Source organism: Photobacterium frigidiphilum (assembly GCF_003025615.1).
Lineage (GTDB): Bacteria > Pseudomonadota > Gammaproteobacteria > Enterobacterales > Vibrionaceae > Photobacterium > Photobacterium frigidiphilum.
The window spans coordinates 1-14,050 of sequence record NZ_PYMJ01000033.1; the positions used below are offsets into that span (position 1 = coordinate 1).

Here is a 14,050-nt window from a genome sequence, read left to right on the forward strand (position 1 = left end):
ACAAGATTAACTTCGGTGCAGCCTTTTATGGACGTGGTGTTCAAACATCTGAAGCCACAGCGTATCTTGGGGCTCCAACAGAAAAACGTACCGTTAACTTTAGTGTTGATGGGCCAACATTATCTTCCGCTGATTTAGATAACTGGAAAGAATTCGAAGGCCAGCCAAATTATAATTACATTATACAAAAAGGTGGTTGGGAGCATAAGTGGGATGCAGCAGCAGAAGTACCTTATGCCGTAAAAGGTAAGTATTTCTTAAGTTATGACGACGTTCCTTCTATCGAGAAAAAAGCCCAATACATTGTTGATAATGATCTTGGTGGCGTAATCGTGTGGCAAGTGCATGGTGATATTAAATGTGAAGGCACATTTATTAGTCATGGTACGAAGCTAAAAGAATGTACTAAATTAAGCTCGCCTTTGGCAGAAGCCATTGATCGTGTGTTTAGTGCAGGTACTGTTCCTAACGCTGCACCAGTATTAAGTGTGCCAACAGCACAGGTCGTTGATTCTGGTCAAACGGTAAGTTTCTCTGTTTCTGCGACAGATACTGATGGTGATGCATTGTCTTTCACTGCCACGAATGCCACCGTTGTCGATAATGGTAATGGTTCAGCGACGATAACTTATCAAGCAGTTAATACCGCCACAGATACTCAGGTGATAGTCACAGTATCGGTCAGTGATGGTAGAAAGAGCGTGATAAAAGATGTTGTGGTTAATGTTAAAGGTTCAGGCGTCGTTGAAAATGCGCCGCCAGTACTCACTACGCCAGCTTCTGTAATTGTCGACAGTGGCAAAACTGTTGTGATTTCAGTTTCAGCACAAGATGCAGACGGCGATGCACTGGCCTATTCTTCATCTGTTGGTACGGTTGCAGTAACCGCGACAGGTGCCGATATCACTGTTACAGCGCCTATAACACAAGTTGATACCACAATTGACGTGTTGGTTACCGTTAATGATGGTCAAGCATCTGATGTGGCGACTGTTATTGTGAATGTAAAAGCTGAATCAGGCACGGGTGGGGATACAACGTGGAATGCTGACGCAATATACAATACAGGTGATACTGTTCTCTTCGGTGGTGTGAAGTACACCGCACAGTGGTGGACGAAAGGCGAGCAACCAGGTTCAAGTTCTGCTTGGGTTGAATTTAACGATGGTACTACTGGTGAGTGGAAAGCAGATAAAGCCTACACGGCAGGGGATCAAACAACCTTCAATGGTGTGACTTATAAAGCGAAATGGTGGACAAAAGGTGATCAACCAGGCAACGCTGGTGGCCCTTGGGACCAAGTTTAATACAGTTTCCACTAACCTGAGTAAATTGTAATTATAGCTAGCCCTATCAATGTGTTAATCATATTGATAGGGCTTTTTTGTTGATCATTGTACCGTCTAAATTGTTTCAACCTTGAAAGTGGGTGATTAATATCTTTCCTAATACCCTCTTGCACAATGCAATTGTTATGTTATAACATACCCAAACCGTAATTATGCATTTGACTAAGTTATAACTACTCATGAAACATGAATCCCAATCCTCTTTATTTTCTTCAATTATACGTCACAAATGTAATGATATAACATTACATCCATGTAAAAGTAATAAAGAAATATTTAATGCTCTTTCGAGCAAACCTTCAGCGTCATTATTGCTTAGAAGTGTGAATTTTCGCTTAGTCGTTGCTGTTGCGGTTATCAGCTGTCTTTGGTTTGTTCTTAGTCAATTATTGTAGTGGTGCACTTATGATCAATATTACTAATTTGAGTGTTCACTACCGAGAATCACTCGCTTTAGATAAGGTTTCAGTATTCATTGAAGAAGGGGAATTGATAGCTGTCGTCGGTCCGAATGGAGCGGGTAAGTCCACACTCCTCAAAAGTATTATGCAGCAACTAAAGCTAAGTACGGGCTGTATCGATCTTGGTCATCGCTGCTTGAAGGATATTGCTTATTTACCACAAAGTCATCAAATCGATCGCCAGTTTCCAATAACGGTACGTGAATTTGTTTCGGCGGGTTCATGGCAACGTATCAGTTTTTGGCGGGCTTTCGGTTGTACTGAGCAACGTTTGCTACAAGAAGCTTTGCAGAAGGTGAACCTTATTGGGGTTGACGATCGACAAATAAGTACATTATCGGGTGGGCAGTTTCAACGTATGTTATTTGCGCGAATGTTAATGCAGGATGCCGATATATTGTTATTGGATGAGCCCTTTAATGCGATTGATGCACAAACAACGGAAGATTTGATGACCGTCATTCATGACTGTCAACGTAAAGGCAAAACCATTCTCGCGGTGATTCATGATTTAGCATTAGTGAGGCGCTTTTTTCCTAATGTAATGTTAATTGCAACTCAATTGATTGCTAGTGGAACAACAGAAACAGTGATGACAGGTGAAAATTTAGCGAAGGCTGGTTATCAATACTTGTCATCTGAAATGCAGCCACTTAACACTGAGTGTTCGGTTAATTCTCTATCACCGACAGAACTGCCATTTTATGGTCGAAATATCTCATGATTACAGATTTATACACATTGTTTATTGAACCCTTCGCTGATTTTTCGTTTATGCAACGCGCATTGTGGGGATGTATTATTTTAAGTGCTAGTGCTACGCCTGTCGGTGTTTTTCTTACCTTAAGAAGAATGAGCCTAACGGGCGATGCGATGTCGCATGCAATATTACCCGGTGCTGCGATTGGCTTTTTAATCTCGGGCGTTTCTGTTACAGCCATGACCATAGGTGGCGTTATCGCGGGTTGCATTGTCGCAATATTAGCCGGGGTAGTTGCACGCCACTCGAATGCGGAAGAAGACTCTAGTTTGGCGGCTTTTTACTTATTGTCGCTCGCGTCTGGCGTCCTCATTATTTCAGCAAAAGGCAGCAATATTGATTTACTGCACGTGTTATTTGGTTCGACATTAGCGTTGAATAATGACGCACTTATTTTATTAACGTCTATTGCTACCATTTCTTTGCTCACGCTAGCGGTATTGTATCGTCCGTTGGTAATGGAGTGCGTTGACCCTGCTTTTTTTAAGACCGTCAGTAAGCTAAGTGCTGTCGCTCACTATTGCTTTTTATTACTAGTTGTACTGAATTTAGTCGCAGGTTTTCATGCTCTAGGCACGCTAATGGCTGTGGGGTTAATGATTCTTCCAGCCTCTGTCGCCCGTTTTTGGACTGCAAAGCTAGGAGGAATGCTGCTAATTGCTTTTGTTACCTCCGTTATAAGCGGCTATCTCGGTCTTTTTCTTTCATTTCACGTCAGCCTCGCAACAAGTCCAGCAATCGTACTTGTTATGGGGTGTATCTACATTGCGTCGTTACTTTTTGGTCGACACGGTGGCTTACTTTTTAAAAACAGTTCTGCGTATTAACGGAAAGGAATACAAAATGTCAAAATCTCCTCTCATGCTTTCATTGATAGCTTTGGGTTTAGGTATGAGCTCGACGGCTATGGCTGAAGAAAAAGTGCCTGTTGTTGCTAGTTTTTCAATTTTGGGGGATTTAGTTTCTCAAGTGGGTGGCGAGCATATTTCATTAACAACATTAGTGAAAGCAAATGGTGATGCACATGTATATAGCCCAAGCCCTATGGACGCAAAAGCGGTTACTCATGCAAAGTTGTTAGTGGTGAATGGACTAGAATTTGAAGGTTGGATGCCACGATTGGTTGAGTCTTCCAATTTTATCGGTGAAAAAGTGGTTGCGTCTGATGGAATTGATGCAATGAAAGGTGATCATAATAATGACGAACATGATACTCATGATAGCGATCATGTTGAACATGAACACCATGCTGAGCACGATAATGACCATCATGAAGAGCATGCTGAACATGATCACCATCATCATGGTGAGTTTGATCCCCATGCGTGGAATAGCATTGCGAATGTGAAAATATATGTGAGAAATATTGAAAAGGGGCTAAGTAAGGTCGATCCTAAAAACACCAGTGATTATGAAGCGAATGCCCTTCATTACATTCAAAAGCTTGATAAGCTTGAACTTCAGTTACATGCCGAAATAGATAAAATTCCAGCATCACAGCGTAAAGTCATAACGCCACACGACGCTTTTGGTTACTTCTCTCGAGACTTTGATGTGACTTTTATTGCTCCACAAGGCACAAGTACAGAATCGGAAGCAAGTGCAGCTGATGTTGCTGCAATCATTACGCAAATACGCGAAGATAATGTAACTGCAGTGTTTATGGAAAATATTGCTGATAACCGAATGATTGAACAAATTAGCCGAGAAACAGGCGCTAAAATTGGTGGTAAATTATTTTCTGATGCGCTATCTAGCTCTGAAGGACCTGCGTCGACCTATATTGAAATGATGCAATATAATGTGGATACAATTGTGAAAGCACTATCACATTGATGCTCATGTTTTACGTTAATTGACATTCAATTCGATGAGTATTTAATTACTAGTGACTGTTATAAAAGCCCAATATCTATTTGCTAATAATAAGTAATTGATTTTGGGCTTTTATTTAGCTGTTACATAATATGGAAGTGATAACTTAGAATACGGGCGACATTCCTACAGGCTGAGAGCTAAGTAGTACGGCACCCATCAAAATTAATGCAACCCCGCCTGCTAGTTGAACAATTGTTCCTGCCAAATGAAGTGAAGTCTCTGCATTCTGATTGTCTTTGGAATCATGGTCTATTTGTTGTTTATTCTCATTAAGATAACGTTTAACTAATTGCCTTCCTGTTATCGTCATGATTGCGATAATAGACGTTGTTAGCGCCGTGCCAATGGCCATTAAGAATGCACTTACAACACCTAGCCAATACATATCTACCATATTTGCAAACAGCAACACCATAATGGCACCCGTACAAGGTCGGATGCCTATGCTCAGAATAATCACCAAATACTCTTTGATTGAAGAAGCGCTATTGATGACCTCTGCATCTGCAAAATGTTGATGCCCACAACCACAGTCACTGCTGTGAATATGATCGTCGGGGAGAGTATGCGTGTTTTGAGCTGAGCGTAATATCACGTTAGGCTTGGCCGTATTTGTTGGTATGTGTTTTATGGCTGTAATGTTATTTGTGTTGAATACGAAGGCAGGTGTTTGCGGCTGTTGTGCATTCTTGAGGGATTGGTTTAACCGAAAAGATTGCCAAAGTGTACGCAAATTACGCCACACAATAATAAGCCCTAATATAACAACAGTGTAAAAACTCAGAGTAACGAAGCGGTTAGCCTCACTGTTTACTTCACGCATCGATGAATTAAAGATAACAAGCAAGGTTGAGACAAGTGCAATAGCAACAACGGCCTGTAACAATGCTGATAATACAGTGAGGGTTAAACTGAGCTTAATTTTGGTGGGGTGGGTGGCTAAGTATGTGCTCACAATCAACTTCCCATGGCCAGGCCCTAAAGAATGTAACATGCCATAGATAAAGCTAAGTCCAGCTAGAGATAACCCCGCAGCTATGCTGTCGGCTTGAGCATCGTATAAGAGTTCACTGAGTTGATTATTAATGTCTTTTTGCCATTGCATGCTTGAAATCAGTAGTGAAGGCCAAGCTTGCCAGATGACATATCCAGTACCAAGAAATAAACCTGTTAAAATGAGTATTCCGTATTTTGAAAAGAAGAAAGGTTGTGCTGTTTGTGTTTTCGTCATCAATTTATCCTTTATTCTCTGAGCATGTAATCAAGACAGTTTGTGTGAATAATTGCCCGAGAGCATTATCTGGGTCGGCATCAGCGGGTAATGACATCGCATAAGACATTTGCTCTGAGGTTGGATTCGGTTCAATTAATTCCAATGAACAATGTTTAGCAAGATCGGGAGAAAGTTGAATATCTCCTTTTGTTTGCCAGCTCATATCAACGTAATAACTCGGTTCGAAAATTAGTAGCTTTAAAGGATCGCCATCGAGTACTTTGGGTTTCGATAGTGGTAGCTCAAAATCAAGCGTGAGTTTTGATCTATGCTGGGTGAGTACACCTCGTCTGGCTAAAGAATACTTGATGGGTGTATCACCATCATAAAAATACGTAAAGTAATGCTCCCCCATCATGTTTTTCATGACAGAGTCGGCAACTTTCTGCATCGTTTTTGCTTTGTTTTCGGTCGATAAATCTTCACCATCAAGCATGTAAGCGGATGTCATTGCATCAAAAGTCCAAGACATTTTAAGTCCGGTTATTTGATTTTGGCTGCCCTCTATTTCAGTTTTTAAATCAATCCAAGAATGAGGATGAGCTTGAACTGTGAATGGAAATAGCACACAGAAGATCAGAGTAAAAAGACGAGACGATATTCCTTTTGAGTGACGATGTTGTATGAGAAGGCTGGTTAATTGATTGATAAAAATATTCAAATTAAGGCTCTTGTTGTCATTATCATATGTCTTTAACACGCCCTTAAACGCGTTCTAATAGACTTGACTTAAAGTAATTTTGGTTATGTTATAACATTGCAATCTGTGTATCTAGCTTTGTTTTTTGGAGCCTTAAATTTCATTTATCCGGCTATGCCCAAGTTACTTCAAGGTGCTCTGAATCCTGCGCCTTGAGGGTTACTTGGGTGTACACTTTAAAAGTCTAATGAGCTTGGAATTGAACGATGAAGACGGTAAATAGCGTATTTAAGGGCAAAGTGCGGTGGGAGGTACTGGGCTTGCTAAGCGTTTTGTTGAATGGGGTGGCTTATGCTGATTCAACACCCGCTCGTTGCGATATATATATAAAAGGCAGTGAAAAGCCAGCTATTACGTCTCCTTGTACATTTTCTCAACGGAAAGGGAATGTAACGATAACGCGATCTGATGAGGTTACTTACAGCTTCACTCCTGTAGGAGATAACCCTGGTAACTATGAAGATCAAAAGGGGAATACCGTTTATAGGCAAAGAGGGTTGGGGGTCGATGGTGTGATTTTTAAATTGAAAAATGAGTCTGTTTACATTTATTGGGATGCGACAAATTTAGAGCAAAAAACGAGCAAAAAAAAAGAACCATAATGATTTTCTACGTTATAAATGTTGGCTTAACACGGTTATAACGTGAGATTCTCATTGTCATTTAATCGTAAAAACTTTCATCTGTTCTATTTTTATATCAGCGGCTTAAGTTAATCTGTTGGGATAATGTTATATGTCGATTAAGTATCAAGGTATAAACTATCGAGCTATAAACAGAAAAAATAATTAAAACAAAAATCAAAGGAGCGGCATGTCTGGTATACAAAAGAAAATACTGATCCTTTTTGCGCATCCATCGCAATCGCGTTCAGAAGTTAATTCGCCATTGTTTGAAGCATCTAAAACCATCGATAATGTTACGACGGTAGATCTCTACAGTGAGTATCCTACGTTTCGTATTAACATCGATATCGAACAGCAACGTTTGCGCGATCACGATGTTATTATCTTTATGTTTCCACTTTACTGGTATTCAACACCCGCGATTTTAAAAGAGTGGCAAGATCTGGTATTGGAATATGGTTTTGCTTATGGTTCAGATGGCACCGAACTACATGGTAAAAGTTTCTTATGTTCACTTACCGCTGGTGGTTCTGAAAAAGCCTATCGTTCTGAAGGGTATAACCATTTTACTATTCGAGAGTTACTTCAACCTTTAGAGCAGACGGCTGATCTAACGGGTATGCAGTTTCTTGCGCCATTTGCTTTATTTGGAGCGCGTACTGCTGTTGAAGAAAAACGTATTCATGCACATGTCGATGATTGGAAAAAGGTACTCGTTGCTTTGCGAGATAATAAGATGGATTTGGTACTCGCGAGTGAGCTATCAAAGCTAAATCATGATCTTCCACGACTTATAAGGGATTAATCATGACGGGATATTTTCTTCAGGCATTTATCTATTTATTTGCAGCTGTTATTGCAGTGCCTATCGCCAAAAGACTGGGATTAGGTTCGGTATTAGGGTATTTAATCGCAGGTGTGGTGATAGGGCCTGTTATTGGCTTAGTGGGTAGCGAGACAACTACCATTCAACACTTTGCTGAATTTGGTGTCGTGATGATGCTGTTTTTAGTGGGGTTAGAATTAGAACCAAGAATGCTTTGGGATATGCGCCATCGTCTTGTCGGTTTGGGAGGCCTGCAGGTTGGGCTTAGCACCTTTATTGTGATGGCTATTGCGATGGCTATGGGGATTGGTTGGACGGTTGCATTAACAATCGGTTTGGTTTTTTCACTCTCTTCAACGGCAATTGTACTTCAGACATTTAATGAGAAAGGATTAGGTAAAACTGAAGGCGGTCGCACTGCATTTTCGGTTCTTCTGTTCCAAGATATTGCGGTTATCCCAATGCTGGCTTTAATTCCATTGTTGGCGTTACCAGAGTTAGTAGAAAAAGCGCAAAATCTAGTGCAAACAGCATCTGAACATAGCGAAGAGCTTAGCCTTGTTGCTGGGCTTCCTGGCTGGGCTTATGCCATTGTGGTTATTACGGCTATTGTTATCGTTGTTGTTGGCGGGCACTTTTTAAGTCGTCCACTATTTCGCTTTGTTGCCAGTTCAGGCTTACGAGAGATATTTACAGCGACAGCACTCATGCTGGTGATTGGTATTGCAGCCTTAATGAGTTTGGTCGGGTTATCACCTGCTTTGGGCACTTTCTTAGCCGGTGTTGTATTAGCTAACAGCGAATTCAGACATGAGCTTGAATCTAACCTTGAGCCGTTTAAAGGTCTATTACTGGGGCTATTTTTTATCACAGTCGGTGCAGGCATTGATTTTGGTGTGTTATTCGGTGACTTCAGTACGGTAATTGGTTTAACGCTGGGGGTTATGCTAATTAAAGCAACAGTGCTACTTGTACTGTCATTTATCTTTAAAGTGAAAGGTAGTGACCGTTGGCTTTTTGCCCTTAGTTTGGCACAAGCGGGTGAGTTTGGTTTTGTGTTATTGAGCTATACCGTGCAAAACCATGTACTTCCAACTGATATTGCAAAGACACTATCGTTAGTTGTTGCTCTGTCGATGTTTTTAACACCGGGCTTATTCATTCTGTTCGACAAGGTGATTCTTCCACGTTTCCAGAAAACAGAGAATGAACGAGAAGCCGATGAAATTGATGAGCAAGGTACTGTAATCATCGCGGGTATTGGTCGTTTTGGTCAGATTGTTAACCGCTTGCTGGTGGCGAATGGGGTTAAAACTGTCGTGCTCGATCACGAGGTCGGACAGATTGAAAACATGCGCAGTATTGGTATTAAAAGCTTCTTTGGTGATGCGACTCGTCCTGATTTACTGCACACATCGGGAATAGAAGAAGCCAAAGTCATGATTGTGGCTATCGACGATAAAGAGCGTGCGGTTGAATTGGTGAAATATGTAAGAAAATCCTATCCACATATTCGCATATTAGCGCGTGCCTACGATCGAGGCCATCATTATGCGCTACGCTGTGCTGGGGCTGATTATATGATTAGCGAAACATACCGCTCTGCATTGGCTTTAGGTACTCAAGCATTGAAGGATGTTGGTTTTCATCCGTTTCGCGCCGAGCAGTTAAAAGCTGCATTCGTCGAAACAGAAGCAAAAAGTAAAGAAGTGCTTTACCAAACATGGAAAGAAAGCACGGAAGAGAACAAGTTTAATGCGTCTTACCGTGAACTCTTTATGCAGTTAGAAGAAGCGCTAGGTGAAGCGATGAAAGGTGAACGCAGTGATAAACATGCAAAAAGTGAACGAGGGTGGACACCACCACCCAAAGGATACTCGGATGTTGTCGAGAAGCTACAAGCAGAAAAAGGCGATGAGAACTAAGTTGTTGTGTAGAAAAACATTCATCTGTTTGGGAACTGTATTTTAAAAAAATAAGTGATGAGTTAAGGCTGTGAATATTGCCATTTAACTCACCACTTTTATTTCATTGCTCGAGTGCTTTTTACTGTTATTTTTCTATTTTATCATTGATAGTTGTGGCTAGATTATTCTAGCTTCGCGACTTATTCGTTACTGGCTCTTGCTCGAGTAACGTTGCCTTCACTTAATTGTTTGAGCACCTGATTTTTAGGACCATCAGCAATAATGTGCCCTTGTTCCATCACAATTAAACGGTCAACAATATCTAACATGCTGGTTTTATGAGTAATAAGAATAAGCGTTTCATCTTTAGATAAGCTTTTTAATTGATGCTTAATGTACATCTCTGAACGGTTATCCATGCTGCTTGTTGGTTCATCCATTAACAGAACGGGAGGCTTTCCAACCAGAGCACGTGCAATCGCAATGGCTTGACGTTGCCCGCCTGAAAGAGATGCGCCACCTTCACCGACTTGTTTCTCTAAACCTGCTGCATCTTGCTGTGTAAAGTTTGTTACCCCTGCTCGTTCTGCGGCAAGTAAAATGTCTTGATCCGTTGTTAACGGGCGACCCAATATGATGTTGTCGCGAATAGAACCAAAGAACAAGGTTATGTCTTGAGGCACACAACCGATATTTCGACGTACATCAATGTGATGAAGTTGGTTGATGTCGGTATCATCAATTTGAACCGATCCCTCAATGGGCTGATATAATCCCATAATCAAGCGTTCAATTGTGGTTTTACCAGAACCAATACGGCCAATAATGGCGATTTTCTCACCCGGATTAATCGTGAAGCTCACGTCTTTAAGTGCTGCGCTGGTTGCATTGGGGTAAGTAAAGCTGACTTTATCAAAAACAATTTTCCCTTTGATAACAGGGCGGTGGATGTAGCGTTTACCATCTTCTTGCTCTGTCGGCATCTGCATGAGCTGTTCGATGATTGTCATCGCTGATTTTGCTTGATTATAACGAGTTGATAACAATGAAAGTTGCACCATAGGGCCAACAGCTCGTCCGCTTAGCATGGTGGCGGCAATGAGTCCGCCCATGGTTAACTGACCATCAGCAATGAGATATACGCCAAATACGATCATGGCAACGGACACGAATTGCTGTAAAAACCCTGCAGTATTTTGAACCGAATCAGTAAGACGACGAGATTTGATCCCCCAGTTGGCCATGTGAGCAACTGCTTCTTCCCAACGGTATTGAAATTGATTTTGTGCCCCAAACAGCTTCACGGTTTCCAAGCCACTCAAGCTTTCAATTAAGTTCGCATTTTTTTGCGATGAAAGACGAGAACCTTCTTCAATACTACGACGTAAAGGTCGTTGAATGAGTAAGCTATAAATAGCCAGAATAGTTACCGCAACCAAAGGGACAAGTGCTAGAGGGCCTGCAACAAACCAAATAATAAGAAGAAACATCAATGCAAATGGTAAATCAATCATTGATGAAACTGTGGCAGAGGTAAAAAATTCTCTTATGGATTCAAATTCTTGCATATGACGAGCAAACGCACCCACTGAAGGCGGCTTGGCTTCCATACGAATACCCATGACTCGGCTAAATATTTTAGCTGAAATTAACAGGTCTGATTTTTTTCCGGCTAAGTCAATGAAGTAACTACGCATGACTTTTAGCACTAAATCAAAGCCAAAAATAATGGTGATACCAATTGCCAGTACCCATAAAGAGTCAAACGCAAGATTAGGTACTATTTTATCGTAAACAAGACGAGTGAAAAGAGGGGCAGAAATAGCAAAAATATTGATCAAAATGGAAGCGATGAATACATCTCGGTAGATGTTACGAGATTCCCATAATGTACTCCAAAACCAGTGGCCATCACGCGTTTTTAATATTTCAGGTGAACGCTCATCATATCGAAAGCGTTTTTTCATCAAAAATAAATGACCAGTGTATTGCTGGTTTAAGTCATCAAGGCTTATCCATTGCTGGCTATCGTCTGATTGTGCCAGTACAACTTCTACTTCGCCTTTTTCATTATCTACACTCAGCACAACACATGCATCGCCACCTTTTAATAGTGCGACGACAGGGAATAATAACGGTGAGATGTCTTTGAGTGCAATTTTGCTATCTTTGGCTTGCAAACCTGCTTTTTCGGCTGCACGAGGTAGAAGGAATGGAGTAAGAAGACCATCGGCAAGGGGAAGATCTGCAACCAAGGCTTCAGGAGAGTTAGCTTGTCCATAATAGCGGCTAACATAGACTAAAGACTGCAGTAGTGGGTCTTTCATACTGTTTTCTCGCTATTTATTTTATCTACCACATAGCCTTGGAAACCTCGCACCATGAGTTCGGCCAGCTTTTCTTGCTGGCTAATTGTTTCAACACGAGTGGCGATGGTGGTGATTAATAGATTATTCGCTGTGCGGGTAATTGATGCGAGTACATCAGCTTTAACTTGATGTTCAATTTGATGAGTATAGGCAAAATCCAGTTTTACATAAGCCGGACGGAACTTATTAAGATAGCCGATCGAACTGAAATTATGCCCAAAATTATCGATACCAAAGGCGAAGTTATTTTGATGGATAATTTCACACAATAACCCTGCATTGTCGCTATGTTTAATAAAACAAATTTCAGGAAGCTCAAATATAATACGTTCTTTCAGTTGTGGGTTAGATTGCATTTTATTGGCTAGCCAGCGAATAAATCCAGTGTCGTTCACACTACTTTTTGTAATATTAACGGCAATGTTTCCGACATTTTTATCGCTATTTAGCACATTGAATAGCTCATCGATAATGTGCATATCCATATGTGTACCCGCATTTAATTGTTCTATTGCACCTAAGAACTGTGCTGCCGAGTAATGTTGGCTGCCTTTCTTAATGTAGGCAAATGCTTCTTGATGGAGGGTGTTCTGGTGATGATCAATTGCTTTTTGGAAATTGAATTTAAACAACTTATTAGCAATAGCTTCGTCTACTAATGCTTTCCATTGTTGCTTACCCATAGTGGTTTGTTTGCCTGTGTCGCTTTGTTCTTTTACATCAAATAATGCAAGGGGCTCTTGCGGTTGTTGCCTTGCTTGCATTAGAGCATTGTCAGCTTGAGCAAGTAGCGTTGTAATATTATCATCATGGTTGCGCATGACTAAACCGACAGTCGCTTGAACTGGAGCAAGATCGAGAGGATCGCTTTGCAGTTCAGATGTCATGTGCAGTAATGAGCGGCCAATTATTTTTAGCTCAGCAGCTGTGATATTTGGCGCGAGTAACATGAATTCGCACTGGTTAAGGCGCGCAATAGTGTAATCATCGTTGATGAGCTCTTTCATCCGAACAGACAGTGTTTGTACTAGGTAATCACCAGCCTCATATCCATCTTGTAGATAGGCATCTGTAATTAAATCCACTTTTAATAATGCGATACCGCCTTCTGATGGTGATGATAACCAAGAATTAAGTTGAGTCATTAAGTAACTACGGTTTGCTAGCCCCGATACCGGATCTTGATAAGCCCTAATGCGTAAATTATCAGCTTCTTGTGCTTGTTGATCAAAATGAACTTTAAGCTGTGCACTCATATGGTTAAACGCAATAACAACGTCACTTAACTCGCGAATGTTGGGAATAGCTAAAGGGTCGCCAAATTGATTATTTGACATTTGACGGGCACGAATTTGAATCGCTTTTAGCGGTTTAAGTACTTTGGATAAAATAAATGCGAGAAATAGTAAGCCTAACAAGAACGTGGCAGTAAAGCCGATCAGAAGTTGTAAACTGGCTTGCCAAAGTTGCTGGTAAACATAGATAGAGCTGCTGGTTACAGTGAGGCTTGCTAGTTGCATCCAACCACTGGTTAAGGTCGTGGTTCGAGTGATAGGCTCAATGATTATTACACTTTGAAACCAGCTGGGTACACCTGCTACCTGCGTAGGATAACTGCGCACAATTTCACCGCTGTCATTCAACATACTTAAGTGCACTTTGCTGTAAAAGCTGCTGTCAAAGGTGGCATTGATTACAGACTCTGCAGATATTGTGTCATTGACCTCCAAGTAGGGGGCCAGCGCCATACCAACAGCACTGATCGCATTATCTATTTCTGTTGATTGTTGCTCACGTAAAAAGTCACGTGTTGTGTTGAATTGAATCACAAACACGGAGGTGATAAGCGCAAAAAATACAACCAGCATCCATATCAAGAGTTGTCTATAAAGTGTCATTGT

Annotated in this window: 11 protein-coding genes; 7 read left to right on the forward strand and 4 right to left on the reverse strand. The window is 41.1% G+C overall.

The features are described from left to right. The 4 genes from C9J12_RS23310 to C9J12_RS23325 all read left to right on the forward strand — a co-directional run. The coding region (locus tag C9J12_RS23310; protein WP_227876438.1) for a carbohydrate-binding protein at nucleotides 1–1,307 on the forward strand (1,307 nt) is incomplete at its 5' end. 447 nt (nucleotides 1,308–1,754) lie between these two features. Further along, nucleotides 1,755–2,534, forward strand: a complete 780-nt coding sequence (locus C9J12_RS23315; protein ID WP_227876439.1) for a metal ABC transporter ATP-binding protein — start codon at nucleotides 1,755–1,757, stop codon at nucleotides 2,532–2,534. Further along, entirely contained in the window at nucleotides 2,531–3,397 is an 867-nt protein-coding gene (locus tag C9J12_RS23320; RefSeq protein WP_107244897.1) for a metal ABC transporter permease, read from the forward strand. The genes C9J12_RS23315 and C9J12_RS23320 overlap by 4 nt, the downstream gene beginning before the upstream one ends. Nucleotides 3,398–3,413: 16 nt before the next feature. Beyond that, nucleotides 3,414–4,406 carry a metal ABC transporter substrate-binding protein gene (locus C9J12_RS23325; RefSeq protein WP_107244898.1) on the forward strand — a complete coding sequence of 331 codons (993 nt, stop codon included), beginning with the start codon at nucleotides 3,414–3,416 and terminating at the stop codon, nucleotides 4,404–4,406. A gap of 145 nt (nucleotides 4,407–4,551) precedes the next feature. On the opposite strand, the gene C9J12_RS23330 is transcribed toward C9J12_RS23325, so the two are convergent. After that, nucleotides 4,552–5,679 carry a nickel/cobalt transporter gene (locus C9J12_RS23330; protein WP_107244899.1) on the reverse strand — a complete coding sequence of 376 codons (1,128 nt, stop codon included), beginning with the start codon at nucleotides 5,677–5,679 and terminating at the stop codon, nucleotides 4,552–4,554. A 4-nt stretch (nucleotides 5,680–5,683) separates the two neighbouring features. Then, nucleotides 5,684–6,322 (reverse strand): DUF1007 family protein, encoded by a 639-nt coding sequence (locus C9J12_RS23335; protein ID WP_265416164.1) that lies wholly within the window; start codon nucleotides 6,320–6,322, stop codon nucleotides 5,684–5,686. 305 nt (nucleotides 6,323–6,627) lie between these two features. Between C9J12_RS23335 and C9J12_RS23340 the strand changes: the two genes are divergently transcribed. The 3 genes from C9J12_RS23340 to C9J12_RS23350 all read left to right on the forward strand — a co-directional run bounded on the left by C9J12_RS23340 (nucleotide 6,628) and on the right by C9J12_RS23350 (nucleotide 9,798). Then, nucleotides 6,628–7,023, forward strand: coding sequence for a hypothetical protein (locus C9J12_RS23340; RefSeq protein ID WP_107244901.1), 396 nt, complete (start codon nucleotides 6,628–6,630; stop codon nucleotides 7,021–7,023). 211 nt (nucleotides 7,024–7,234) lie between these two features. Next, nucleotides 7,235–7,852 (forward strand): NAD(P)H-dependent oxidoreductase, encoded by a 618-nt coding sequence (locus tag C9J12_RS23345; protein ID WP_107244902.1) that lies wholly within the window; start codon nucleotides 7,235–7,237, stop codon nucleotides 7,850–7,852. Nucleotides 7,853–7,854: 2 nt separating this feature from the next. Beyond that, nucleotides 7,855–9,798, forward strand: coding sequence for a monovalent cation:proton antiporter-2 (CPA2) family protein (locus tag C9J12_RS23350; protein WP_107244903.1), 1,944 nt, complete (start codon nucleotides 7,855–7,857; stop codon nucleotides 9,796–9,798). A 182-nt stretch (nucleotides 9,799–9,980) separates the two neighbouring features. Here C9J12_RS23350 and C9J12_RS23355 read toward each other — a convergent pair whose 3' ends face one another. Continuing rightward, nucleotides 9,981–12,107 (reverse strand): type I secretion system permease/ATPase, encoded by a 2,127-nt coding sequence (locus tag C9J12_RS23355; protein ID WP_107244904.1) that lies wholly within the window; start codon nucleotides 12,105–12,107, stop codon nucleotides 9,981–9,983. After that, entirely contained in the window at nucleotides 12,104–14,047 is a 1,944-nt protein-coding gene (locus C9J12_RS23360) for a bifunctional diguanylate cyclase/phosphodiesterase (RefSeq protein WP_107244905.1), read from the reverse strand. Before C9J12_RS23360 ends, C9J12_RS23355 begins: the two co-directional genes overlap by 4 nt. Nucleotides 14,048–14,050 lie beyond the last annotated feature (3 nt).

Bases quoted from the DNA above. Each gene is read 5' to 3' on its own strand.
- C9J12_RS23320 (WP_107244897.1), top strand. From the start codon at position 2,531: ATGATTACAGATTTATACACATTGTTTATTGAACCCTTCGCTGATTTT.
- C9J12_RS23330 (WP_107244899.1), bottom strand. From the start codon at position 5,679: ATGACGAAAACACAAACAGCACAACCTTTCTTCTTTTCAAAATACGGA.
- C9J12_RS23325 (WP_107244898.1), top strand. From the start codon at position 3,414: ATGTCAAAATCTCCTCTCATGCTTTCATTGATAGCTTTGGGTTTAGGT.
- C9J12_RS23315 (WP_227876439.1), top strand. From the start codon at position 1,755: ATGATCAATATTACTAATTTGAGTGTTCACTACCGAGAATCACTCGCT.
- C9J12_RS23350 (WP_107244903.1), top strand. From the start codon at position 7,855: ATGACGGGATATTTTCTTCAGGCATTTATCTATTTATTTGCAGCTGTT.
- C9J12_RS23355 (WP_107244904.1), bottom strand. From the start codon at position 12,107: ATGAAAGACCCACTACTGCAGTCTTTAGTCTATGTTAGCCGCTATTAT.
- C9J12_RS23345 (WP_107244902.1), top strand. From the start codon at position 7,235: ATGTCTGGTATACAAAAGAAAATACTGATCCTTTTTGCGCATCCATCG.
- C9J12_RS23360 (WP_107244905.1), bottom strand. From the start codon at position 14,047: ATGACACTTTATAGACAACTCTTGATATGGATGCTGGTTGTATTTTTT.
- C9J12_RS23340 (WP_107244901.1), top strand. From the start codon at position 6,628: ATGAAGACGGTAAATAGCGTATTTAAGGGCAAAGTGCGGTGGGAGGTA.